Source organism: Haloarchaeobius sp. FL176, assembly GCF_024609245.1.
Taxonomy (GTDB): Archaea; Halobacteriota; Halobacteria; order Halobacteriales; family Natrialbaceae; genus Haloarchaeobius.
Map to the genome: position 1 here is coordinate 215,237 of NZ_JANJYH010000004.1, position 24,782 is coordinate 240,018.

Sequence of the window (24,782 nt, forward strand, 5' to 3'; positions counted from 1 at the left end):
GCGGCTGACAGATGACAACTAGCCATCCTCAGATGATAATCACTTCCGGACGAGACACACTTATGCTACTTGTTTGGTACGCCTCTTCGTTCTCGAATCCGATTGTTCCGCCATTTACGCGGAAGGTCAGCCCTGAGATTCGATCAATCGCCGCCCCAATGTCCTCATAAGAAATGGAGATATTTTTCTTGGAGGAAATCACGGATCATCGCCACTTCGATTCAATACTTGTCCGGTAGCGTAGCCCGAGCACCGATGTGTTGCAGCAATCCTTTATCGTCTGAGGGGGATAGCGATCGCGGACATCCTCTAAGTTCTCGTGGGATTCGATGAGGTGCGTCAGCGCTGCGTCAATGACGTCACTCCTCGGCGGGTCATCGTCTGCTCCGTCAGCAACTATCTCGCTCGCTTTGTCAAAGAGGGTCTTTCGCTCATCGTTCAGCTTCAGGCTGGTTCGGTCGGTTGCCATTGTTTCTTTAAGTACGTGAGTATGCACTGGGGGTAGCAATGCGTTGTTCTGGAGTGAATGAGAGCCTGTTCTGTATAAAGGCGTTGTCGGCATCTGACGTGATCGGCGCGGACGCCGGCTCAAGTAGGTGCGAATTTATGCACCTATCACGCTGACAACGCGCTTCGAGGTGCATACATTGGGACAGTCGTATACATTCACGCGCGACCCCGTGGGTTGGCCTCGAAGATCCGGCTCCCGATGTCTAAGTTGCCATTTGTTTCGCATACAGGCTGTTGCTTTTGGATTGCCGTATAAAGTTGGAAAGTTGCCCACTGGGTGTCCAGGCCTTGTGGCTGTATCCAGAAATCGGGAGTGTAGATATGATCATTCTCTGCCGTTCTGCCAAGTTATTTCAGGAGCTGTCCGAGGACGTCTGCCTGCCAGTAGGCGATAGCCGGATGTACGCTCTTTTCGCCAGTCTCTGGATTTATCGCCGTTATTCCGACATCTGCGCAGTGAATGCCTGCGAGATTGTCTCCGAGGACAGGCGAACCACTGTACCCCCTGTGGCTGGGAGTACTATCATCGACACCGGTAACGATTCCTAATGCAATCTGATCGGTGGAAGGTGATCCCTCCTGGTGAGTGGGGAAGTCGTCTTGAAGCGTGAGAATGTACGGCTCAGTGATCGTCTGTGCGTAGGTCTCCCTGTCGTACGGGTCGGGGTCCGGGAAGGATGGTCCAGGGTAGCCGATGATATCAAGGAGTTCAGGCGAGTTCTCGGAGGTAATGTCGTCAAGCGTCCAGACGACATACCCGTAGTCTTCGGGCGAGAAGGTGATGGGGACGCCGATCACGTCAATGCCGGCATCAAGAAGAATGCCTGATTGTTCGGTGAGATCGACCCGTTTCACCGTGAAGGTGGGATCATCTCGCAGGTAGATGTCAATCGTTGGGAGGTAGTCCTCGGTTCGGTAAGAAAGCGAGAGTTGGCCCGTGGCGAGGGTTGACGCGTCTGTAGGCAGGAGGTTGTGGCGAGCGGTAATGAGGTAGGTTTGATCCTCGGCGTTGAAGAAGAAGCCGCTTGCGCGCATGTATTCGCCACAGATGATCGGACAGCTGACGTGAGGGTCTATTTTTGCCAATTTCATAGTTCAGTTCGTATCCATGTACCACTCAATCCGGTAGCCTGTTAGTAAAACCGGGAACGCTGTCATCGGAATCAGATGACGAATTATGCCATATACTTATATTGGAGCGGGATTGTAGACTGAATCGGATTATGACTGGACTGGATCGAAACCGTGGAGTTCTGACGAAAGATGACAGACAATATCTGCTCGGGCGAAAGAACCTAAATCGAGATAGTGAACGAAACGCGCGGCTCCGGATTCGGAACCGAGCTCGGAATGCACTCTACGACTTCGAATACCTCGCAACAGAACTAGCAAGCAAAGACAGAACCCAACTAGCTGTGGACGACGGGATTGCCGACGAAGAGTTATTCACCGCCGCAGAAGATGCGATCGCGTTCCTGTTCTCCCTCTGCCAGCACGCACCCAATTCAGAGTCATATTCACCTGACGATCGGTTCCGTGACATCCTCAAGAACGGGGTCGAGAAAGGACTTACAGAGGACCAAACTGTTCTTGACTTTAACCTCGACCTACAGTACGGCCTTCCACGCGAAGCACAAGCCCGAATTCAACGAAAGCTCCAGCAGGGAGAGAGCCTAACATTCGTCGAACTCCGGGAGGCCCTCAACAACGACTACCTCAACGATACCTACCTCTTCCGTCCGCTTGACGCAGCAGATGGACTCCCAAAGAATGTCGAAGGAAAAGATCTGCTCTCACACGAGGATTACTGACAGTACAGCGAGAACGCGGTTCTCATATTCCAGATACGATGTAGAGAGGGGGTCCTCAAACGCTTCCAGATCCACCTCTTCGTGGAGGTTGCCCGAACCGACGACTTTCGCAATTGTGACGCTGATCGGTTTTGGGATAATGAGTTGAGTATTAGTGCTGCTGTCGCCAGTTCGGGTTCTTCGGGTGTTACGTGCTTCTCCTCCTCTAACCGAGCTAATTCTTCGTCACGTTCACGCTGAAGGGATTCCAATTGGCATTTCGCGTTTCCGATGGGTACCGACATATCCTTTCCTCGCTCATCCTGCTGTTCGTACGTCTCTAATCGCCCTTCGTACCGTTCTAATGATAGCGACACGATAAAAGCGGTCTTCAGCATCCCCGATACAGTTGACCGATTCAACGGTCAAATACGGAAAAGTACGGTCCGGAAATTGATGTGAGAAATCGCTGAGTCCTCACCAGGATACGAATACAACCAAGATCGGGAAACACTGGGAGTTGATGTGAACAGGGTGAAACGCCACGATCTGGAGAATGCGGACCTACTACAGATCGAGGATGATGAGTTAATCCTCATAGGAGACGACGCTTAAGATTCGCTGAGAGGCCTCTATTCGTCGATAAATTCGAAATTCTTGATGTATTCCTCTAGTCGTTAGAAGTACTGCAGGCTCTACATCGAAGAGAGTCTTTGATGGTATTCAGTGGATTCTCTACGCTCAACACACTATCACATGAAGAACACTGGACGGTATCCGTAGTTCCGATCCCGCTCCCGTACCCGAGCGTCACCGTTCGGGAAACTCCTTGTTCGACCAGTTCGATATCAATCTCTCCCCGTTCGTACTCTACCTGTGTTACCGTGAGAGGAGTCACTCGAATATCCAACGCATGCCGCTTTCGTATCTCTTCCTGCTTCTGGGGAAACCCCTGGTCTCGCTGTTCGTGCAGAACACCCAATTCCGAATCGACCTCTTCATACTCACCTTTTGCCTCTTTCCGTTTCTTCAGTGCCTCCACGCGATCGTTCTGATCACTGCCATTGATCGCTTCACTCAGCTCATCGATCTTCAAAGACAGCTTAGAACGTTCCTCCTCCAGTTCTTGGATCCGTTGTTGTTGCAGTTGGCGGTACTCTTCGACCTCTGCGTCCGCTGCTCTGGATGCCTCATTATGGACTTCCTCAATCTCGTTCTGGATGCTATTCATCAGCTGATCCTGGGCTGTGTTAAGCAGTGATCGTGCGTCTGTCTCCGACAATGACGATTGCGTGGTAGTGGGAGAGTCGTTCGTGGTTATCGACATCATTTGAAGAAACGTCTCTTCCAACGCTGGAAGTCTCTGTTCCGAGCGATGGTCAATAGCGATGGCGCGAAGGAACTCTTGTTGGTACTCACTGACGGTTTCGATACTCACCTCGAAGAGAACTACAATCGCTGTGCGGTCGTAATACGGAGTGAACTGGGCCTCTATGACTTCGACGTCGCCTTCTTTGATCCACTGTGGGATTTCTACGTCGTCTCGATCGGCTTCTATCGATAGGTTCCCAGTAGGGCGACGCTCAGTTGCCTCTCTGAGAATCCGCTGAAAAAACTCACTCTCCGGATGAAGAGACTCTCCAGTAGCATCTTCGTCTCTGTCTGCGTCACAAAGCAACGATAGGCTTCCCGCCGGCAATTCCGTATCCTCATTGTCTGGGATCGCAACTTCCCAGGTGTCCCCTCGTTTCTCAATGGTGCCGCCGAGTGACTTCAAGTAGCACTCGGTGAATTCCTCGACGAGAGACTGCGTGACTGCGAGTGCTGCCTCAGTCATCGCTTTCCCCCAGGTCGAATCCTTCGAAAACTCCGTTGTTGAACTCCTCTAGTTTGTCCGCGAGTTCCCGTTGTTCCTGCAGATCGACGGCCATCGCATCGAAATCGTTCTCCAGATCGACCTCTGAACCAGCATTAACCAGCCGGTCGAAAATCTGGTCCTCAAAGCTCGTACCGGACTCTTCTAACCGACTCAAGATCGAACTTAGCTCGCCCACGCTCTGTTGGAACAGGTCGATTTTGTGGTAGAGCCGCTCCAGGACGTATTCTTCAACAGTGTCCTTTAGCGCCATGTTGAAGACGAAGACGTCCCGTTTCTGTCCGATCCGGTGAACACGTCCAATACGTTGTTCAACGCGCATTGGATTCCATGGTAAGTCTAAATTTACTAACAGGTTACAGAACTGAAGGTTTCGACCTTCGCTCATTGCATCAGTTGAAACAAGGATTCCACCTTCTTCCTCAAAGTCCTCCACGATCTGTTCTTTCTCACTACTGGAGTGTCCACCGTGGAACGCGTGGACGGTATACCCTTCCGAGGCGAGACGATCAAGCACTTGGCGTTGAGTCGCGCGAAACTGGGTGAAGACGATCACACGCCCCATTTCGACGGTGTCACGAACTTCTTCGACGATATCCAGAAGACGCTCCTGTTTCGTTACTGTATCAATCTCTTCGATCAGATCCAGAATGGACTCCAGTTCGTCCGCGTGGGTGAGTTCAGACTGCTCATAGAGTCGTTTCTCGATTGTCTCCTTGAGCGCTACAGGACTGCTAACGACTTCCTTCTGGAGGAGCATCAACACGAGCTTCTGACCCTGATCCTGGCTGTAGGCCCCCTTGACGTAGTCAGAGACTGCCTGGTAGAGTTCGCGTTCCTTCGGGGTTGGATTGAACGTCCGTGTGTCGATTGTCCGGTCCGTGAAGTCAATATCCGTGTCCTCCCGTCGGTTTCGGATCATAACCTTGTTTAGGCGGTCCTGTAGTTCGTCTCGATTCACCAGCGTCTCCTGATTGCTGTTGACAAAGTACTGGTGGAAGACATCGCGGGTGCCGAACAGCCCAGGTCGGAGTAGCGAGACGACGTTGTAGAGGTCGGTCAGCTCGTTCTGAATCGGCGTCGCCGTCAGGAAGAACGCGTAGTTGTAGGAGAGCCGGTCAATCAGGTCGTAGCGGTCCGTCTCCTCGTTTTTGACGTAGTGCGCCTCGTCAAGAACCAGAACGTCCCAGTCACGGTCGAGAACCGTCTGGCGGTGTCTCTCACTCTTCGCGGTGTCGATGCTCGCAATGATGTAGTCATGCGCGTCGAAGTCCTCGAATTCATCGTCGTAGTTGCAGACGAATTCAAGGCCGAACTTCTCCCGGAGTTCAGCCTGCCACTGTTTCGCCAGCTGCGCAGGCGTGAGGATGAGGACTGACTCGTCCGTCTCTCGAAAGTGCATCTCCTTGAGAATCATCCCAACTTCGATGGTCTTCCCGAGCCCGACCTCGTCAGCGAGAAGGGCCTTCCCGTCCATTTCGAAGAGGGCCCGATAGGCTGCGTCCACCTGATGTTCCAGTAGCTTGACGGAGTTTTCGTCCAACTCTTTCAGCGAGCGAAGTTCGGAGTCCGGCTGGCCCGCTTGGAGACGAACAGCTTGGATGCTCTGTAAATGATCCTCCTCTGCACCATCCTCAGACAATGAATCGAGAAGATCGTCCGCAGACTCGTGTGTGACCTCAACATCAACGAGGTCGTAACTTCCCATAGTCTCGTAGAGACAGGTTCGCGTGAAATACGTTTTGTGACCGACCGAAGCAGGCGAGCACGTCTGATTGGTCCTGAGAAGCGAGGATGTTCGCAGGATCATAGTGTTTATTGGGTGTCCAAGAGGTGTGTTTAAGTATCAAGATGGCACAGACAGGATCCTTGTCGAACACCCTCGAAGACACGGTAACTCTCAGCCGTGAGCTTCGGGAAGAGGGGCAAATCGATGGCCAGGTAAAGCTCTACAACGTTGACGACGACGACGAATTCGAATCCGACGCGGACCTTTTCTTCGACCGGACGCTGATGACGCAGGGACTCCGCGAGGCGATCTCGATTCTCCGTGATTCGCTAACGGGCGATGATCCGCGCGGTACGCACATTCTCTACGGGCCGTACGGCAGTGGGAAGTCCCACCAGATGGTGGCGCTGTACCACTGCTTCGACGACCCCAGCGCAGCAGGTACGTGGGCAAGCGACTCGGTCGAGGGCTTCGAGACGGCACTTCCCGAGTCGGCGACTCCGGTTACAGTCGCTATGCAAAACGAGCAGTACGAGTATCTCTGGGAACCGTTTTTCGAGGCGCTCGATTACGATCCTGGAACGTTCAGCTCGGGCGGGTATCCCGATATGCAGACGATTCAGGACGCCGTCGGCGACGACACAGTCGCATTCTTCGTGGACGAACTGGAGGACTGGTTCGATACACTCCAGGGCGACCGGAAAAGTGCGAACAAAGCCTTCCTCCAGTCGCTGCTCGAATCAACGGCGCTCTCTGATCTCGAACTCTACACTATCGTCTCTGTTCTGCGTGAGGGCTCCGAGGTCCACGACATCCTGAACCGGGAACAGGCGGTCGAGGTCAACATGAACAACCAGGTGGACAAACGCGAGGTCCTTCGTCACCGCCTGATCGATTCCGTGAACGAGAACGCCGCCCGCGAGATCGTCAATGGGTACTACGACGCGTACGATCAGTCCGATCACGTCTCCATTCCCGATGACCTGCTGGCGGAGATGCACGATCTGTATCCGTTCCACCCTGTGCTTCTGGATGCGCTTGAGACGCGGTACTACGCTGACGAGGATAACCAGAACACGCGAGGGATGATCTACCTCTTCTCGAAGGTTCTCTTGGAGATGCAGGATCAGACGGATCTGATCACGCACGGTGATATCGACGCTATCGAGTTTGAGGACGAGCTGGCGAAGATCAACTACGAACGACTGAACGCCGCAACCGGTGACATCAAAAGCCGAATCGACACAGAGGAAGTGCCTCACGGTCGTCGTATCCTGAACACGATCCTGTTGTACTCGCTGAAGCCGAGCGAGGGCGAGGGTGCAGAGGTTTCGGAGATCGTCATGGGTGCCTACCAGACTGGCGATCTCGTCTCCGACGTTGTCCTCAACCTCGAACGTCTCCACGGTGTCGCGTGGCATCTCCACAAGCTGAACGGAAAGTACGCGATCCGCGACCGGCAGAACCCGAACGCGCTCATCCGAAACGCGGCCGTAGACGTCTCCGAGACATCGGCGAAGGCTGAAGTCGCGGATTTCATCACCGATATCTTCGGGTCGAACGCACACCCGGTCGGATTCCGGACGAACGACATGCGAGACATCCCGGACGACCGTGAGGTCAAGGTCGTCGTGAAGGACGACCAGTGGACGAACGAGGAGGTCGAGAAAGTCATCACGAACGACGGACGTGGCCGCGAGTGGCGTAACACGCTCGTGTTCGTCCAACCCTCGGGCGACAAGGCCATCGAGTCGGGGACACGGTACATCGATAAGGCGCGGTACATCGAGGGCGCACGGCAGGTACTCGCCGACGAATCCCTCGATGACGAAATCCGGACGTCGATCAAGGGTATGCGGGAACAGGAGGAGAACGAACTCCGCGAAGAACTCCAGCTCCTGTACGGTGAGGTGCTTGACGGGAACGACCTGCTCAACGACTGGGGACAGATGACGCCGATGGAACTCGACGTCTACGTTCACGATGAGGCAGAGCTGAATGCGTCGAACATCGCGGACTCAGCATCTGCCGATCCGTTTGACCTCCAGTCGGACGTCTGGGCTATCGCTGAGGACCTTCTGGAGCGACGCGGAGAAATCTCGGTTGAAGATATCTACGAGCAGTTCCTCCGCGACCCGGACCTCCCGATCCCCGGCAGTGCGAACGACGTGCTGAATGCGACCGTCAAAGCGCTCTCGGACAAACCGGTGCTCGCCCGTGACACTGGCGGGTTCCGCGATGATCTCTCCGGAAGCTCGCTGGACACCGTCCTCGTCCAGCAAGACGATGTGGACGTATGGGGCGTCGATGACGTCGAACAGGAACTGCGTCAGCGGTTCGGGAGCGGAACGACCGCGCTCGATATCGGTGACTTCGAACTAGAACTCGTTGAAGACGGCGAGATCTGGATCGACGGCGACAGCCACGACGTCGTGATGCGGGCCATCGGTCGGCTCGCTCGTGAGGAGCAGTACGTTATCGTCAAAGGGAACGAGATCCTCGATAAACCACAGTCCGACGCGACGGTCCGAGACGTCGGCGGCGCGGAGGTCGTCGGTGCGTCGTCCCTCGTAGACCGCATCGAGACGCATATCGACGACGACGGCTATGCGAACCTCGACACAATTATCGGCGAGGTCCGTGCCGAGGAGTCGGTGTTCCTGCCGCCGGATGAGACCGAGTCCGTCGCCCGCGAGGCGGTCAACGAATTCCTCGTAGACGACTACGTCCTGGAAGCCGGCGGTCGGTACCTCGGATCGCTGGGAGACCGTGACCCGACGACGGTAAAGATCGTCCCGACCGTTCCCGAACGGATCGGCGACCAGATCCTGGAGTACATCGAGGACTTGGAACCGGGTGACCAGTTTACGGTGAACAAGGTCACAGATCGGTTCGACAGCAGTGTTACCGAGTACATGGTGCGGACGTACCTGCTGGAGAACATCGGAAAGGACGAAGAACCCGAGTACGTCGTCAACACGACCGGCTCGGAGAAAGCCTCCGACTGGGTCCCCGGGTACCCGTTCCGGAAGGCCGACACGGAGATACCCACGTGGCGCTTTGAGTACAACGGCGACGACGTCGCCGCGATGCGGAGCAAGTGGCGGAACAACCACCAAACGGGAAGTGTCGATTACGGCGACGTCACGTTTATGCTGCCCGACCGCGAGGGTGTTCCCGGTGCTCTTCAGGGGACCGCCGACGTTGAGCGGACGCAAGTCAGCCTGACGCTGCGATCCGGACAGGACTACACGAAGGTCCAGGACCTGTTCGAGCGGATGCCCGAGGAGGCGTCAAGTTTGAAGATCGAGATCACCTTCCAAAAATAGCCATAAAATAATTTCTCTGTCATTTCTCAAACTCACACTACTGTTTAGCGTAGCCATTAGTCGTTATTGGACTCTAATCCTCTTCTGAGTCGAGATCCCACGTCAAAATGTGTTCTCCATCTTCGAATCGAGACACTCTCCGAAACTGACGCAGACGAGTGTGACCATACTCCTCGGGTTCGGGAATATCCTCATCGGATCGATATCGATAGACTTCAAAATGCGATCCAACGATCTCGTTTCCATCTTTCGCCCAGAGGGGAACTATCTGTATCCAATCCACAGTACTGTACGTTGACCAGTCCGTAGACTCGATCTCGCTCTTTAACCGTTGATCAAGTTCCTCTTCAGATGTACGGAGGTTCTGATTTCCATAGACAATCTGACTCGGGCACCACTTGGAATCCCTCTCCAACCGAGAGCGCTCAACATCGGCTTCAATGGAATGTTCTGTGAGGAGATTCTCAACCTGCCGTATCTCGGCTTCTGATGCACCGGGCTCCACAAGAATCCTGTTGATGACTGTATCTGATTCGAACGACGCGAACTCCTTCTCATCGTAATCGGGGAGCGGGAACTCTTCATCTGGGTCGTCTCGGATGTCCACGATTGGGTATCCACCTCCAACAAGGGCTATGCGAAATTCATTTTCCCACGAATAGTCTAAACCCTTGAAGAAGTACGTCTCCGGCGGAGAATTGGGGATTGTGTCTCGTTTTCGATCGATATACCTAACCATCCCTATGTACACTTCTGCATCAGTGTGGAGATGTCGCCATATCTGATTGACGGTGGTCTCGATTGCGACACCCAGCTCCCCCGTCCCGAATTTCTCCCAGTGTTCGGGGGTCTCATCGGTTCCGAGCCGCCAACACGAGAGGAAGTATTGTGATTGAGTATTCTGACGGAACCTCTCCATACCAGCTGAGACATTCATCTTACTCCCGTCCTGTAATATGGGCTGCTCGCTGGCCGATTGCACCCGCTCTCTGGTACGAACTTCTTCAGTTACCTGACCTTCTTCGGGGTCATCATCCGCATAGCTCGCTGCCGGACCGAAGTATAGTTCGCCTTCTTCAAGCGTTTTCTCGAACCACTCCAACCCAGTATAGCGACGAATCACCATCTGGTTCGAGGGTAGCGTCCACACCGTATTCCGATAGGCGACCGGATAGGGAACACCCGGTGGCCCAGATACCTCTTCATTGCCTGAGGTACCCTCCGAACTCTTGTCTGCGCTCTCACCTAGCGACTGCTCGGGGTCTGCTTCGTCACTCATATTCTCAGATTGTGGTGATCGGTGCATGAAGATTACTGCCACTTCTACATATTGCGCGTTCCTCGTTGGATGAGAGCGGGCACACTTATGTGGCTCGTACACAATCGCTTCTACATACTGAATAATGTCTGAGCAATCTGGATCTTCACAGGGTCGGCAGGAGCGGACAGAACTCCCCATTGAGCGTGGATTCCCCATTGAGCGTGTCAACGAGCTCGCCGAGAAAGAAGGTCGGGCAAAAATGCACTACCGACCGAACTACACGATGCACAAGTGGTGGGCACGGAGACTCGGTTGTGTCTTCCGTGCCATCTCTCTTTACAGCCTGCTTGACGATCCGGAAAAGGTCTCAGTTTTCGAACCCGGTCACGAGAGTGGGACACTGGCAGATTACGGCGACGAAGCCGAGAACGCAACCGTCGATATCGCGTCGCTCATCGATGGAGTCAATATGTCGGATCCAGAGAGTCTGTGGGAACTCTACTCAAAGGACGTTCGCGTTGAGGACAAGAAGATTCTAGACCCATTTATGGGTGGCGGCACCTCACTCATGGAAGCTTCTCGATTCGGTGCTGAATGCCATGGTAATGATTTGAATCCAGTTGCATGGTATATAACAAGCAAAGAAATCGATGCAGGGACAACAAATCTTGGAGAACTAAACAATGCTTTTGATAGAGTGAAAGGCAAAATCGCTGACGATATTCAGAGTTATTATAAGACCGAATGTCCGAATGGGGATCATGAAGCAGATGTCATGTATTTCTTTTGGGTCCGTCAATTAGATTGTGTTTCTTGTCAAAATACGGTGTCCCTTTTTAAAGATTATCGGCTGGGAAAATCAAGATATGGGCAAGATGGTTATGAAGTACTCTGCCCAGACTGTCATTCAATAGTACATACGGAGGACTGGAGAAGCCAGACCTCATGTGACGACTGTGCAGCTAGTTTTGTGCCGCAAGAAGGAAATTATAATCGAGGAAATTATAGCTGTCCTGACTGTGGTCAAAAGTATCGGGTTACAGACGCAATTCAAGAACAAGGAGGATATAATCAACAGCTGTGCGCTATTGAATATTATTGTAGTACCTGTGATGAAGACGGACTAGATAGATGCGATTATAAAAATTATAAGAGTGTAGACGAGTTCGATTTGAAGTTAGTACAAGAAGCGAATCAAGAATGGAATAACTCTGAGGAGCTGAAAGAATATATCCCCCAAGAATCTATTCCAGAGGGTGCTATTACTGCAACTGTTGATGGAAGCCAATCTTCGTCCGTAACCGGAAACAACGTCTTCCAACACAATTTCAATAATTGGTCAGATATGTTTAACAGTCGCCAATTATTGTCGCTAGCAAAAATAATGAAAGCTATAGATGAAATTGAAAATCAAAATACATCTGAATTTCTCCTGCTTGCCCTGACCGAATCTTTAAATTATAACAATATGATGAGTGGGTACCAAGCATCGTATAACAAAGCAACAAACCTGTTTAAATCAAACTCTTTTGAACCACCGGTTCTTCCAGTTGAGATAAATGTATGGGGGTCAGAATATGGTGCTGGTAGCTTTTCAGCGATGTGGGATATGGTAGTGTCAGGAGTTGAATATTCGAATGCTCCCACTGAAAGGTATATAGAAAATGGAGAAACTCACGAGACTGAACCGTTCAGCCAGCCTCTCGGTAATAATTGCAAGGTTACATGTGGTGATATGAGGGAAATGTCTACAGATTCAGACTACGATGCGATAATCACAGATCCACCGTATTACGATAATGTTATTTACTCCGAATTATCAGATTTCTTTTATGTGTGGCAAAGAGTCCTTCTAAAGGACGAATACAAAGAATTTGAGCCAGAGATGACGCCACGACAAGAGAGTATTGTTGCCAATCCCGCTCTAAACAAAGGGGCAGAGGAGTTTGAGACCGAACTAGGGCAGGCATTTAGTGTTCTCAGAAACAGCTTGAAAGAAGATGGTGTACTGACATTCACATACCACCACAGTGATTCCGATTCTTGGGGAGAACTACTTACTTCTGTCTGTAACTCTGGTTTCATAGTTACTGCAACGTACCCGATTAGTGCAGACATTCAAAAGTTCATAAAGGGTGAGGCTGTTTCATTCGATATCGTAGTTGTGGCGCGTCCAATTAATGAAACAGAACCGGTATCTTGGAATTCCCTCAGGCGTGACATCTACCGCACAGCCCGGCGGACACGTCAGCAACTCGAAGAGACTCGTGATCTCTCACGGGGCGACATAGGCGTGATGGAGATGGGTGCATGTTTCCGCGAGTACTCCAAGCATCACGGGAAAGTCCAGCGCGACGGCGAGATCATGAACGCGAAGGAGGTTGTCCAGGAGATATACGGCATCATCCAGGAAGCCAGCGACATCGGCGTCGAAGACGTGTTCATCGACCTGCTCGACACGTCGAACCCCTCCTTCGACGACGTCAACAAGCTCTGCCGTGGGACGAACGCTACGCCGGAGGATCTGAAAGAGACGCACCTATACAACCAGGACGACGGCTTCGAACTCGGCACCTGGGACAACGAGAAGCGCCAGGCCTACATCCAGGAGCGCGTCAACGGCGACGGCGGCGAACACCTCTCGAACCTCGACAAACTCCAGTTCCTCCGGTACCGCTATGAGAAGGGGCAGGCGGTCCAGAACTATGTTGAGAAGTGGGACGTCGATGACGACCTGCGCGAACTCGCCGGTCGGCTTGCCGACGTGACCGGCGACGACACGTACACGCGCGTGCTCGGGGATCGGGACATCACGAGCTACGGCGAATAGGATCCCCGAAGCTGACCGCGAAGGCAATTCCCGCTGGCGCTTTTCGATAAACCATTTCGAGACTCTCGCTGGGAGTGCTTCTGTTGCTTGCCGTAGCCCATCTTCCTACGGACTGTCTAAGGCGAGTCGGCGATATGGTCGTACTGTGAGCCTGCTTCCCGGACTCTGAATCCGAATATTGGCCATATAGACGCTATTGGGTCGATACCACGGTGTTCTCTGGGCAGAGGTTTTTACGCACCTGGTTATTTGACCCATTCCCAGAATGGTAGCAAAACAACACCTCGCAACGGCGGGCCGTCCGCGAATGTGGTCAAGAATTGACTCTGCCCGCCTTCTGAATCGAAGAGCTCGATCAGTCGTTTTCTCGCGCGTAAGGAGTGGTGGTTGTGATGAGTGACACTGATCATCGCGTCATATTTGTGGAGTCCATCCAACCGTACTGCACGTTCCCGATCTCTCAGAATGAACGAGATACCCTCCTTCGGAATGTGACCAGAGAGATGGACAAGCAACGCTCAGATCCGACCAGGGACAGTGTAGCGACGTGGTTGCAAAACCTGCGGCCCGTGATTGAGAAGCCCGTTTCGATACTTCAGCTTGATATGTCGGACCACTCGAATCTGTCCACCCTCCTTACCCAGGTGATGGACTCAGACGATCTCTTGGATCGATTCCGGGCGGCGACTCCTGAGTGTCACTGGTGTGGCGATTCTGCCGACCGGCAGCTCGATTTCCATGACTACTATCTCGTATTGGTCTGTAGCGAGTGCCTCGCAACGATTGATTCGCCGGATGGCCACCATCTTCTAGAGGATCTCGATCCCACGATCACTCCTGCGACGACAATCGACTGTCAGGATGGATCCACCCACCAGAGAACGAGTGAACAACAGTCCACCCTATTACAATTCAATACATCGGACTAACGCCGACCACGGCGGAGTTCACGATATCTAACTCGGATTATTACGTGTGGAAAAGATTTATTCCCCCTTAGGGCGGAGACTGTGTATGGAAGAACCGCGCGAGGAACTGAAGGCCGATGCCGATGAGCGTGCTGAGGCACCCGACTTCGAGGCCTTGACTCCCCCAGATGAGTTGGTTCGCGGCGACCGAACGCGGGACGATTTCTTCGACGCGGTCCTCGCACTTGACAGTCCAGCGACGGCGAACGACGTCGCCGAACTCGCGGGACATGGTGTCGATGCCGCACGCGAATATCTGGACTGGTTCGAACGGATGGGGATCGTAACTCAAGTCACAGAATCACCGGCGACCTACGAGCGGAATCAAGAATATCTGAACTGGCGGCGGGTTCAGAAACTCCGGCAGGACTACGCCACAGAAGAACTTCTTGACCTTCTCAAGGCGGAGTCGGAGCGTGCAGAGACGCTGGAAGGAGAATTCGACGTCGAATCACCGGATGAGATCTCGATTTCCCGCTATGCGAGCGAGACTGACCAGTCCATCGAAGACGTCTGGGAGCGTCTCTCCGCGTGGCAAACAGCACGTCGTCGGGTGGCGCTGCTCGAACGAGCCCTCACGACCGAGTCCAGTGACGGCGCTGATCTACAGTCTGCGGTATGAGCGGCGGCGACGAAAATTCGGCTGACTCACTTAGCGGTGCGCCGATTGATTTCGACCGACTTGACGCTATTCGAGAACGGTTCTCGGCTGATGACCGCTTCAAACGAACCGATGAGCAACCGGCGTTTGCTCCGGACCGCCTGGTGTGCGTGTACGACCGACGGTTCTACCCAGAACGAGTTCGTGGTGCTCGACTAGAAATTGCCTGGTTCGAGAATGGAGACTTCTCGCTACACTATCACGAAGAACACGACACCAGTGAGTTCGATCATCGATGGGATAGGCATCCATCTGGTCACAACACCCGTGATCATGTCCATCCAGGCCCTAACGCACCGACGCCGGGTGACGACACGTCACACCCAATCGACTGGCGAGATGTTCTCTCGATGGCGCTCTCTGAAATCGAAGAACGCCAGCGTGCCTTCTGGGAGGAGTAGGACTTTCGTAGAGATGCGTGACTACGCTAACATATCCATTTTTGTCCCTTCGGAGACGTTGTCTGCGTAATGGCAGGCCCCGGACAGATACCTGGACAGTACAACCTCGTTATCGATGGTGCCTACGAGACCTTCGAGCACCAGATCCCCGTGAAAGATTTCCTCCAGCGGCTCACGGAAGACGACGTTCCTGAGACGGTAAGTGTCGTCGGACTCGCAGATGCTCTGGCCGACGATGACTTGGCGAATGAACTTGCTCGTGAGATGGACCGACGTGCGAACGATTTGGAGTACCAGAGTCCCACGGTACAGTTCGTCGTCGAAGGATCGTTCCACCGAAGCGGGAAGACCTACGACCTCCGGTACGACGACGAACTCTACTCGCTCCAGCAGGTCTTCGGTCCGCAACTCGATCGGAAAGAGGACGGGAAATGGCTTGTCGCGCCGTTCTAAGGCACTACAGTAGTTTCAGCGGTCCCTCCTTCTCAACCTCACCGCCACCGTCTAGGAAGTAGAGGTCGATCCACTCCTGCCCCTGTTCACGACAAAACACCGGCAGGCACGTCGTCGTGTGTTCGTAACGCTGCTCACAGCGCGTCTCAATCTGTTCCCGCGTCCAGTCACCGTCTTGCTCCAGATCGTACCGGTTTCGGACCTCCCAAGAGTGTTCGTCGGCGGCAGCCTTGAGAACACGTAAGGAGAAATCCCGAGCATCCTTGAACGTGAACGGACCGCTCATCGACTTCGCGTCGCTCAGATCTGTCTCTTCGACGCCATCGAGGCACAGTCGGTTTTCCGCAACGGCGCGGAAGGCTTCGAGTTCAGCGGATTTGCGGACGAGTACGTCGTGCAGATAGTCGTGGACGACGTCGCCGTACCCACTCAACGTAAACTCCTGCTCGGGCGAAACGATCTGCAGCTCGGCATCTGTCTGTGTGACTCGCCGACGCTTCGGTTCGAGAAGCGGACACAGGAACGCGAGTCGATCGGAGTGAAGGAGATACGCGTAACTGAAGAGCCGTGATCTGGACGGGGATTCCTTCACGGGATCGTGACCCTCTGCGTAGTATTTCGAGTCCAGTACAGCCAGTGTCTCGTCACCTTCCTGCAGGGCGTGGTCTGGTTCGTGGTATATCTGCCCTTCATCCTCGAACGGGTTCACCGATGGTGACCGAACGGGTGTCACGTCGTCGAGGTCTCCGAGGTGGTCGTAGGACTTGATGTACGAGAGTTCGCGCTCGATGACGACCTGCGAGTACTGCTCGAACAGCGACTCCATATTCAGGACGTAGTCCACGACCAGCTCCCGTGGGCCATCACGGAGTTGCTGACCGAGCGACGACGACATCACCGCCTTGGCGACGTCGAACGCCTTCTGGTAGTAACGTCGCTGCTTCGGAAGGTCGCTGAGCGAGAGGCGTCGATACGCGTCCATCCGGTCCAACCCGCTGCTGACACCCATACTCTCCAGGCGTTCCACCTCGCGGTGTACTTCGGAGAAGATCCGATCATATGCAGGGTGGTCGTTCTCGTGGGAGTTCTGTCGGAAGAGCCGAAGGAGCGTCTTTCCAGCGAAGTGGAGCAGCGAGTTCGCAGCGTTGTCGTACTCGGTCTCGTTGCGGATCCAGTGTGGCTCCAACGTCCCGCGCCCGTGGTTCAACAGCGTTTGTTCGACGTCAATCTCCCCCCGTCCGTCAAGACTGTCGAGCCGGCGGATGACCAAGTCGCGGATGTACCCCTGCCGGTGGATCGTCTCCAAGCCATCCAGGTAGTTGATCGCCAGCACCACAAACACGTCGTCAAGATGGATGTCGTCGGAGAGGAAGTCCTGCAGCGGGATTCCGTGATACTCGATAGACCGGTTCTGGTCGTAGACGGCCAGGAGCATGTCGAAGATGTGTTCCCAGTCGATCTTCGGATCGACCTGCACCTTCGACGACGGCGTGAGGCTCACGACGCCGATGATGTCCGTCGCCTCAACGTGGAGTACCTCGTTCTCGTCGCCGTCTACTGTGACCGTGACAACTTCGTACTCTTGCTCGCCATCGAGTGCCGCCTGACTCTTCGTGAAGACGCCGGGGCTCTCCTGTGTGAAGGACGCGCGACGAAGTTGATCCCCGATGGACGACGGACAGCCCTCTATCCGGATCTCCCCGCGTTCGGGGACGTTGAAGGTGTCCTGCCCGTACTCGTAAACTTCGTCAACCGTACTCATTACTCGTAGGAGCCCATCTGGCGTCGTTCCTGTTCGAGTTCCCGTTCGGCGAGTTCAGCTGCCGGCGCGAGATCGAACTCCTCGAACTCGCCGTTCATCGCGCGGTAGTGTTCCGCGATGCGCTCGATTTGCGGGAATGCGGCTGCGTTCAGGAGCCGCGGGACGATGTACGTCCGGAACGCCTGTCCAACCGCGTCGGTCTGATCGTACTCGTACTCGCTGCCTTCCCGGCAGCCGACGCCAAGGAAGACGGCAACGTCGCGGTAGTGCATCGGACCAAACCGCATAATCGAACCCTGCGACGTCGATTCGTGACCGTGATTGATCCCTTGGTAGTCCCGCTCGAACAGGCGGAGGATCTCGCTTTCGCCGAGGTCCGTGTGGTCGGTGACGTGCGTGGTAATCCAGTCTTTGAACAACTGTCTGCGCTTGTCTTCCTCGTATTCGTCCAACTCGATCATGGCGAACCGGCGGGTGATCGCGTTGTCGAGTTCGTTCACCGTCCGGTCGGACATGTTCATCGTACAGATGATGTTCACCCGCTCATCCAGTTCGATGGTCTCGCCCTCATCGGTCTCGAAGATGGTCTGATGGGGGTTCTCGATGGCGGTGTACAGCGGACCAAAGATCTTCGAGATGTCTGCCCGAGTGATTTCATCGAGGATGACGCCGTATTCGACGTCGAACCGGCGAGCACGCTGAACGGCTTCGGACACGCAGCCAAGTTTCGTCCGGTAGCTTAGCGAGTCGCCGGTGTAGTCCGGACTGATGCCGCCGATGATGTCCGACGGTGTCCACGAGGGAGTGGCAGTGTTGAGGGTGTATCCGATTCCGGTTTCACGAGCGAGTTGCTTAGCAAACGTTGTCTTCCCTGTCCCGGTCGGCCCATACAGGACGACTGGCTTGCCAGCTTCCAGCGCGACCTTCGCGTTCCGCTCAACGTCGTTCGGAACGAGTATCTCTTTAGGCGTTTCGTCACCGCGGAGACTCACGACACGCTTGAGTCGATCTGACGCCAATGGAGATTCAAGTACGGCACGTCGGACCTGCCCCAACCCCCGCTCACCGTCGTGGATCACGTCGAGTTTTTCGTCCTCAATCAGGAACTCCAGTACCTCCTCGTTCTCCGCGCTCTGGATTGCTTCGACGACGTCGTCGGTCACACGGCGAAGAATTCCGACTTCGTCTTGCGCATCCTCAAGCGTATAGTCGTCCGACGAATCGCTCATTACCAGATACAGGTAGTTCTGAGTATATAAAATCCCGTTCAAGAGCCAAGCAGATTCCTATTGGCCCGCAGGTGCCTATATTCATCTAACCGTTTTTACTGGCATTGAGATACTGATTTCTCCTGTCCATTATACCGGACATCGTTGCTGGGGCAATATCCAGTTCGTCCTCCACCTCACGGTAGGTCGATCCGGCCTCAACCATATGTATGGCTTCGAGGACAATCTCAAATTGCCCGTTCCGATCAGGTACCCATTGTTTGCCCTCGTTATCGAATCGAAATCCGATTGGAGGGCGACCGTGATCGTATCCTTTGTCCACCCGCTCTTGGACAGCTTCGCGTGCGCGCTCAATTTCCTTCTTCTTAGCCTCATGTTCGCTGGCTGCTTGGAGGACTTCGACGGCAGCCTGGACCGGGTCAGAGAGGTCAAGCTCGCCCTCTTCGAAGGTATGGGCTTCAACACCGTATTCACGGAGATCCAAAATGAGTCTCATCGTTTCGTCGAAGTCGCGTGCGAGACGGCGTTTATCGTTGATGACAACCGCATCAATATCTCCAGATTGGACACGACTCCGGGCCTGTTGGTACTGTTCTCTGCTCTCATCCCAACCCGACGTTCGCTCGCCGTCGTCGTAGATACGTTCGAGTGGCATCCCGTGTTCATCGGTGTATTCCCGGATATGACGCTTTTGGCGCTCAATAGAGGCATCTGAGTCCTGTGAGAGGCGGGTGTATCCGATTACCTTAGCCATCGTCTTCACCTCGGGGGTCACCGACCGGGACCGCGCCATATTCGGGACAATCAATCCAACCTTGTCCGAATGCGCCTCCCATCCCACTGTCGGGATACCATTCGTGCATCTCTCCACAGACGTTACACTCTACCAACGGGGGATCCTGCTCAAGAGCCTCCTGCTCGATATAGTGATTTCCTTGGTATGAGTCGCAATGTTCACAGATATTCCCCCAAACCTCTCTCCCCTGGGTCTTACTGTACACCTTTTGGACTGGGTACTCACCTGCTTTCGCTAGCTTCTCACCTACGTCACTATTCAGGTGACTCTCCTCTGGCCAAACAACGGGTGTCTCCCGTTCACATTTCCAGCATTCGGTATTCCATTCAAGCACGGCAACATCACTCATCGACAACAGTCACCTCCAATGTGTTCCCCGACTTGACTTTCCATTCTAGTCGTTGGCCATCCAAGGCCATCGCTTCCGCGATACCCTTTGGAACAGTGACCTTGTACTGTCCATTCGCCCCCTGGCTGACTCTTGTTTTTGGCATCTCTGTATAGGCCTTTAGATAGGCCTATATTTAGTACTATTCCGTGTCTTCGAGAAACCGGGGTTTCTCGAACAAAGGCAGCGTGATCAGTGATACAGTTCTTAAAGAGTATCTGCCACTCTGGGGTCTCGGTTGCATCTTGTCGCTGTGCGAGACCAAATCTACTCGGATAAACGGTGATTTGAGTCGATGCAGTGAATTGCCCTACTAAGCAGGATTGCGTTTCGAGTTAATGCCAGTACGACCATCGTGGTAGCCACCACGCCACACGATGGTCCGGCATTTTCGGGGGAACACTTTCTCTCTCGTGGGGTGCCGTGTGTTAACTCCCACGGCGACTAAACACAGTGTAGAAAACCACATAAACAGTCGTATATCACTTCGCAAGTCGAGACTCAGAATACCACGGGAATAATCGGCACCTCGGTGAATCAGCTGTTTGTCGAATGATTCCACAAAGCCTGTCCGGGATCCTGTGGAAATCTGGAGACCAATCGCACTTCAACCGGTAAGGCTCTCATGATGATCGTACATGTACGTACCGCTTCGGAAGGGGAAACGTGTATCTGAGTTCCGCAATCTAATTTGAGTATGCCGTGCTCAGATTGTGGATCCTTACTTTGTGTCTCTAAAACCGATTCTAAGTCGTTGTTTTGCCCTGATTGTAACGGTTATCGTGTCGAATCTCAACCGGTTCTCGATGCGAAAATCAACTGGTTCCTAAAAGACCACGTGACCCCCCGTAGCATCAATCACCTCCTCACACAGTACTCGAAGCAGAGTTTGACGTACAAGCTCCTCCACCGCGTTAACTACATCAGCAACCAATTTTTCTCAGGCGCAGAAACCCCGCTTCCCCTTGACGAGTTTGGATATATTGCATATCTGATCAAGCGCGTCTACGAGATTGAGAACAGTGAATTTGGGAATGAAACACTTAGTCAAGACTCTCCCGACCTTGATGAGACGCTTACTACTGTTCAAGAGTACTATACCAAACTCGTTTCCCGACTTGAAAGAGTCCAAAACCAATTCACTGTGTGTGTTCGTGATCCGGAGGAGTTCACTGGCCGTATGCAGAATTTTCTGACGGATTATGATCGATACCAATCCGAGTATGGATTATGTAATGACCGGTGTACTAACAGCGTCGGGGGTATCAAAGACGAGTACGAGGACTTCAGTTACGTATACGACGAAATTCGGCAGACAGACGGTGTTGAGACGGGTACTGCAGAGACGCCTAGAGAATTCGCGGGCGCGTGGTATCCAGTTATTCAGCAACTCCGGTTTATCGCGGGATCAGATACCCGTATCGGTACGACGTACAAAACGAGATTCCCAGAAGGTGTCACCGTATTCGATATCCGCGCGTTTCTGAATGAATTAGACGATCGAATCTCGCTTGAACATATGGCGCATGTGCAGCACAATAGCGCTGTCATGCCGTTCCGACCGGAGGTGGTGGATGAATGTGGGCACGAGGTGTTTGGAGCGCAGTGGCCCGAGGTGAAAGACTACGTCGTTATGAGCGATAATAATCTGGATGCCCATCCGTTTCTGTTCGAGATGACGTTTGATCTTCCGTATCAGACACCGCAGGGTGGCTCGGTCACTGTCCCAACAACGAATGTGTACTACCCAAGGTACTACGCACAGTTACTGAAATTCCAAGTGTTCCCGTTACTGCAGAACAATACTGGTGAATCGAACGGACATACGTTACTATCGAACGTCGCAGGTGATAATGGGACTATCCGCGAACGGAACCTGTATGAGTTTCTAACCGAGCAAGATATCAAGTGCTACCACAGCGCTGAAATCACGACCAAGAACCCAAATGAGATCGATTTATTGTGCGTATTCGAGGATCGAATCTTGTTTATTGAGGTGAAATACCGATTCCCCCCGCTCCAAATTAATGAAGCAGATGGGGTTGCTGAGTTAAATCAGTACTTCAATCGCGTAATCTTCAACGAAGTCCCGCCGGATTCCGATCGTAAAGGGAAAGGGCCATTCCCTGAGAAAGTAGCGTCCTGGCGTGAGTTAGATTCTGGTGATACGTTTACATCGCAAGCGTCACGAGACGACATGAACCGGGAAGACCAAACGATCCCGGACAGATGGCATGATCGAGACGTCGACATGTTCGTTGTTTCTAATGTCGTCCCTTCATTCATCACGAAACAAGATGTCAGGTTTCTCACCGATATCGAATTTTACCAGTACATAAAAAACGATGACGATAGCGTACTTTATTCTGTCTCAGAGAACTGACCCTAAGAACTGAATGAGTCATCGTACTGTTCGTATGCAAGGCACTGCAGATTGGATCGGTCAATGTGCAATCCTCCTCACTGCTGTTTCATCACAGATAGTACGGACTAATGGAATCTCAACAGAGCCAGAGGACTCTAACTAGGGTTCTGCTAACTGTATGGTTTAATCTTCGTCCTGTGGCCGGAGAGCGTCAAAACCGCTGACTACTCACTAACTATACAAATAGTTTTTATACTCCATTCAGTACCTTATGACGGCGTGAAACCGCCGCCCGGTGGTAGAAGCACCGGGCAGATGCTGCCAGCTATGACAGCGAAAGACACTACTCGTGTCGTGAGTGATAACTCTGTCTCTCACGCGATCGAGGGACCGATTCCTCCACGACACAGGAAACAGGACCGAGATGTACAGGTCACTTCCCAAGTAATGGATCGACTTCAGGAGGTGGAGAATGGAGCAGACTAGCTCCTGCCGTGCGATCCCGATGGATCCAGACGATGCGTTCCGCGCAATCTCGAACAGCCGTCGCCGGAGCGTCATTCTGTCGTTAGCGCAAAGTGAGGATGTTCTCTCTGTATCGGACCTCGCCGTCGAAATTGCGGCAATCGAGAACCTCACCGATCCAAGTGAGGTAACCTCGAAGCAGCGCACACGCGTATATATCTCACTTATCCAATCTCACCTGGAAACGCTTGACGAAACGGGTGCTGCGGTATACGATAGCCGATCCAAGCAGGTTGCACCGACGGAAGCAACTGATCCCTTGGCCACGCACATTCGCCAGATTTCGACTGCGTGTTACAAACCCACGGAGGAATCTGTATGACTCCGGAAGAAGCATGCATCATCTCTGATGATGAAGTAGTCCAGCAGAAACTTGGCTACCAACTGAACCGACTCCAAGAGTTGCTCCAAGGATTGTCCACAGACGGAGATGACCCATTTGCTTGTATCGTAGAGGCGTACTCCCATGGAGACGTAGAGAGGGCTGCAAAGCAGGTGTTAACGGGCCAGTCTTTTCCCAAGAGTACAGCAGAGTGTGACCACTGTGGTCGAACCTTGTCTGAGGGGAGTCCCATACAGATCCGTGGACGTCGTCCTGCTGGTTTGCTCAACTGGTACATCGGTACTCTCGCTTGTAACTCTTGCAACCTGCCTCTGAATCCGAAGCCTGATGGCTTAGATGTAGTAGCGACCGCACGACTGAGCGCCGTTGATCGCGGAGATGAGTTGTGGCTTCGACAGGTATCCATTGAAGAATCAAGTGGAACCTGCTACCGTGCCGTTGCTGAACGGTCAGGGAAACCAGAAGAAACAGATAGTAGATGTGGCTATGATTAATGTAACTATCCGGGAAGAACAATCTGCTGACGATGAGATCCTGCATCTCACTCTCCCTACACTGGCAGACTCTGACCAATCAATGGAACAAACCCTCCAAACCCAGCTCCCACGGAACTTAATGCTTCATGTCGGTCATGAAGAGACGCTCTTGGAGCGTGTGCGGCACTCAACCAATAGAACGGAGTTAGTTCTCGCACCAGTCGAGTTACACCGAAGAAACATACAGCGCCGACTTCGTGAAGCCCAACTCCCCAAAGATCGCCTCCATTTCGCAGATCCACCAGAAGTTGGAAAGCAACTCCTTCCAGACGGCCAGCAGTCGAGAGATTCGATTGACCGTATCGATCGATTATCGATTATTCAGTCGCTCTTAGAAGAGAATAATAGGTTGGATACCTCTGAACCAACGATACCGTCTGCTCCGCAAGAGATTGAGCAGATTAGAACGGTAGTTGAGAGTGTAACGGGGTTTCACCCAGAACGCCTTGAGACATTTAGCGGAATTGCGGAGGAACTCCCATCTCCAATTGATGTTGATTCCACTGAGATCCTGGAGGCGGCTGTAGCAGTCGAGCGCGCCCTCCGTCAGGATACCGAGAAGGTGGTTTCTGACGTGGAATTTGTTCGACGTGCCTCACAGAATCTTCTTCGGACTAGTGGGACCTGTCTGGAAGCCGCGTTTCCGGATGTCGAACGAATCTCGCTTGTTGGAGTCAGTAGTCTCCCTGCAGCACACGTCGATCTACTGCACGCAATTCTGGAAGCAACGCAGGTTCCGGTTCACATCCATTTCCGTCGTGGAACCGGATCATACCTTTCGCGTCGTCTCCCTGAACTTCTCAATGTTACCGAGCCTGGTACGGTGGTGTTCGAGTCGTGACCGCTGAAGATCGCCTCAGCCTTTCGAAACCACTTGAACCCCCTGACGTGCCTATTGCTGAGATCAAAGCGAGGACACGGCGAGCGGAGGCCAGAAGTGTGATGGCTACCGTAGCAAGTCTCCGAGACCACGGTGTCCCAACCCGGGATATTGCCGTAGTAGTACGCGACCTCGACAACTACGAGGAAC

The 24,782-nt window shown here is 53.3% G+C and carries 16 protein-coding genes; 8 read left to right on the forward strand and 8 right to left on the reverse strand.

Annotated features, from left to right (window positions below; translation table 11 throughout):
* Nucleotides 1-205: 205 nt before the first annotated feature.
* A complete protein-coding gene (locus NO978_RS09630) occupies nucleotides 206-469 on the reverse strand; it encodes a hypothetical protein (RefSeq protein WP_257299375.1) in 264 nt (87 codons plus the stop codon).
* A 389-nt stretch (nucleotides 470-858) separates the two neighbouring features.
* Nucleotides 859-1,602, reverse strand: a complete 744-nt coding sequence (locus NO978_RS09635; RefSeq protein ID WP_257299376.1) for a hypothetical protein — start codon at nucleotides 1,600-1,602, stop codon at nucleotides 859-861.
* 131 nt (nucleotides 1,603-1,733) lie between these two features.
* On the opposite strand from NO978_RS09635, the gene NO978_RS09640 reads away from it, so the two are divergent.
* Nucleotides 1,734-2,321: a hypothetical protein gene (locus tag NO978_RS09640; RefSeq protein ID WP_257299377.1), complete on the forward strand. Its 588-nt coding sequence runs from the start codon at nucleotides 1,734-1,736 to the stop codon at nucleotides 2,319-2,321.
* 649 nt (nucleotides 2,322-2,970) lie between these two features.
* Here NO978_RS09640 and NO978_RS09645 read toward each other — a convergent pair.
* Both NO978_RS09645 and NO978_RS09650 read right to left on the reverse strand, forming a co-directional pair.
* The gene (locus NO978_RS09645; RefSeq protein ID WP_257299378.1) at nucleotides 2,971-4,137 is read right to left on the reverse strand and encodes a hypothetical protein; all 1,167 of its coding nucleotides are present in this window, start codon (nucleotides 4,135-4,137) and stop codon (nucleotides 2,971-2,973) included.
* On the reverse strand, nucleotides 4,130-5,884 hold the full coding sequence (locus NO978_RS09650) for a DEAD/DEAH box helicase (RefSeq protein WP_257299379.1): 1,755 nt from the start codon (nucleotides 5,882-5,884) through the stop codon (nucleotides 4,130-4,132). The genes NO978_RS09645 and NO978_RS09650 overlap by 8 nt, the downstream gene beginning before the upstream one ends.
* Nucleotides 5,885-6,027: 143 nt before the next feature.
* Between NO978_RS09650 and NO978_RS09655 the strand changes: the two genes are divergently transcribed.
* On the forward strand, nucleotides 6,028-9,234 hold the full coding sequence (locus NO978_RS09655; protein WP_257299380.1) for a DUF499 domain-containing protein: 3,207 nt from the start codon (nucleotides 6,028-6,030) through the stop codon (nucleotides 9,232-9,234).
* Between the two features lie 73 nt (nucleotides 9,235-9,307).
* Here NO978_RS09655 and NO978_RS09660 read toward each other — a convergent pair whose 3' ends face one another.
* Nucleotides 9,308-10,513: a hypothetical protein gene (locus tag NO978_RS09660; RefSeq protein ID WP_257299381.1), complete on the reverse strand. Its 1,206-nt coding sequence runs from the start codon at nucleotides 10,511-10,513 to the stop codon at nucleotides 9,308-9,310.
* A gap of 124 nt (nucleotides 10,514-10,637) precedes the next feature.
* On the opposite strand from NO978_RS09660, the gene NO978_RS09665 reads away from it, so the two are divergent.
* From NO978_RS09665 to NO978_RS09680, 4 genes are all read left to right on the forward strand, one after another.
* Nucleotides 10,638-13,325, forward strand: a complete 2,688-nt coding sequence (locus NO978_RS09665; protein ID WP_257299382.1) for a DUF1156 domain-containing protein — start codon at nucleotides 10,638-10,640, stop codon at nucleotides 13,323-13,325.
* A gap of 1,014 nt (nucleotides 13,326-14,339) precedes the next feature.
* Nucleotides 14,340-14,915, forward strand: a complete 576-nt coding sequence (locus NO978_RS09670) for a hypothetical protein (RefSeq protein ID WP_257299383.1) — start codon at nucleotides 14,340-14,342, stop codon at nucleotides 14,913-14,915.
* The gene (locus tag NO978_RS09675; RefSeq protein ID WP_257299384.1) at nucleotides 14,912-15,355 is read left to right on the forward strand and encodes a hypothetical protein; all 444 of its coding nucleotides are present in this window, start codon (nucleotides 14,912-14,914) and stop codon (nucleotides 15,353-15,355) included. Before NO978_RS09670 ends, NO978_RS09675 begins: the two co-directional genes overlap by 4 nt.
* Before the next feature lie 69 nt (nucleotides 15,356-15,424).
* Nucleotides 15,425-15,808 carry a hypothetical protein gene (locus tag NO978_RS09680; RefSeq protein WP_257299385.1) on the forward strand — a complete coding sequence of 128 codons (384 nt, stop codon included), beginning with the start codon at nucleotides 15,425-15,427 and terminating at the stop codon, nucleotides 15,806-15,808.
* Nucleotides 15,809-15,812: 4 nt separating this feature from the next.
* Here NO978_RS09680 and NO978_RS09685 read toward each other — a convergent pair whose 3' ends face one another.
* The 3 genes from NO978_RS09685 to NO978_RS09695 all read right to left on the reverse strand — a co-directional run bounded on the left by NO978_RS09685 (nucleotide 15,813) and on the right by NO978_RS09695 (nucleotide 19,553).
* Entirely contained in the window at nucleotides 15,813-17,570 is a 1,758-nt protein-coding gene (locus tag NO978_RS09685) for an McrC family protein (RefSeq protein WP_257299386.1), read from the reverse strand.
* Complete coding sequence (locus tag NO978_RS09690) at nucleotides 17,570-18,799, reverse strand: AAA family ATPase (RefSeq protein ID WP_257299387.1); 1,230 nt, start codon at nucleotides 18,797-18,799, stop codon at nucleotides 17,570-17,572. The genes NO978_RS09685 and NO978_RS09690 overlap by 1 nt, the downstream gene beginning before the upstream one ends.
* An 85-nt stretch (nucleotides 18,800-18,884) precedes the next feature.
* Entirely contained in the window at nucleotides 18,885-19,553 is a 669-nt protein-coding gene (locus NO978_RS09695; RefSeq protein ID WP_257299388.1) for a recombinase family protein, read from the reverse strand.
* 1,127 nt (nucleotides 19,554-20,680) lie between these two features.
* On the opposite strand from NO978_RS09695, the gene NO978_RS09700 reads away from it, so the two are divergent.
* The gene (locus NO978_RS09700) at nucleotides 20,681-22,366 is read left to right on the forward strand and encodes a hypothetical protein (RefSeq protein WP_257299389.1); all 1,686 of its coding nucleotides are present in this window, start codon (nucleotides 20,681-20,683) and stop codon (nucleotides 22,364-22,366) included.
* Between the two features lie 1,216 nt (nucleotides 22,367-23,582).
* The gene (locus NO978_RS09705) at nucleotides 23,583-24,593 is read left to right on the forward strand and encodes a hypothetical protein (RefSeq protein ID WP_257299390.1); all 1,011 of its coding nucleotides are present in this window, start codon (nucleotides 23,583-23,585) and stop codon (nucleotides 24,591-24,593) included.
* Nucleotides 24,594-24,782: the final 189 nt, after the last annotated feature.

Excerpts from the sequence above, each read along its gene's own strand:
- NO978_RS09630 (WP_257299375.1), bottom strand. The coding sequence starts at position 469 with ATGGCAACCGACCGAACCAGCCTGAAGCTGAACGATGAGCGAAAGACC.
- NO978_RS09635 (WP_257299376.1), bottom strand. The coding sequence starts at position 1,602 with ATGAAATTGGCAAAAATAGACCCTCACGTCAGCTGTCCGATCATCTGT.
- NO978_RS09640 (WP_257299377.1), top strand. The coding sequence starts at position 1,734 with ATGACTGGACTGGATCGAAACCGTGGAGTTCTGACGAAAGATGACAGA.
- NO978_RS09645 (WP_257299378.1), bottom strand. The coding sequence starts at position 4,137 with ATGACTGAGGCAGCACTCGCAGTCACGCAGTCTCTCGTCGAGGAATTC.
- NO978_RS09650 (WP_257299379.1), bottom strand. The coding sequence starts at position 5,884 with ATGGGAAGTTACGACCTCGTTGATGTTGAGGTCACACACGAGTCTGCG.
- NO978_RS09655 (WP_257299380.1), top strand. The coding sequence starts at position 6,028 with ATGGCACAGACAGGATCCTTGTCGAACACCCTCGAAGACACGGTAACT.
- NO978_RS09660 (WP_257299381.1), bottom strand. The coding sequence starts at position 10,513 with ATGAGTGACGAAGCAGACCCCGAGCAGTCGCTAGGTGAGAGCGCAGAC.
- NO978_RS09665 (WP_257299382.1), top strand. The coding sequence starts at position 10,638 with ATGTCTGAGCAATCTGGATCTTCACAGGGTCGGCAGGAGCGGACAGAA.
- NO978_RS09670 (WP_257299383.1), top strand. The coding sequence starts at position 14,340 with ATGGAAGAACCGCGCGAGGAACTGAAGGCCGATGCCGATGAGCGTGCT.
- NO978_RS09675 (WP_257299384.1), top strand. The coding sequence starts at position 14,912 with ATGAGCGGCGGCGACGAAAATTCGGCTGACTCACTTAGCGGTGCGCCG.
- NO978_RS09680 (WP_257299385.1), top strand. The coding sequence starts at position 15,425 with ATGGCAGGCCCCGGACAGATACCTGGACAGTACAACCTCGTTATCGAT.
- NO978_RS09685 (WP_257299386.1), bottom strand. The coding sequence starts at position 17,570 with ATGAGTACGGTTGACGAAGTTTACGAGTACGGGCAGGACACCTTCAAC.
- NO978_RS09690 (WP_257299387.1), bottom strand. The coding sequence starts at position 18,799 with ATGAGCGATTCGTCGGACGACTATACGCTTGAGGATGCGCAAGACGAA.
- NO978_RS09695 (WP_257299388.1), bottom strand. The coding sequence starts at position 19,553 with ATGGCTAAGGTAATCGGATACACCCGCCTCTCACAGGACTCAGATGCC.
- NO978_RS09700 (WP_257299389.1), top strand. The coding sequence starts at position 20,681 with ATGCCGTGCTCAGATTGTGGATCCTTACTTTGTGTCTCTAAAACCGAT.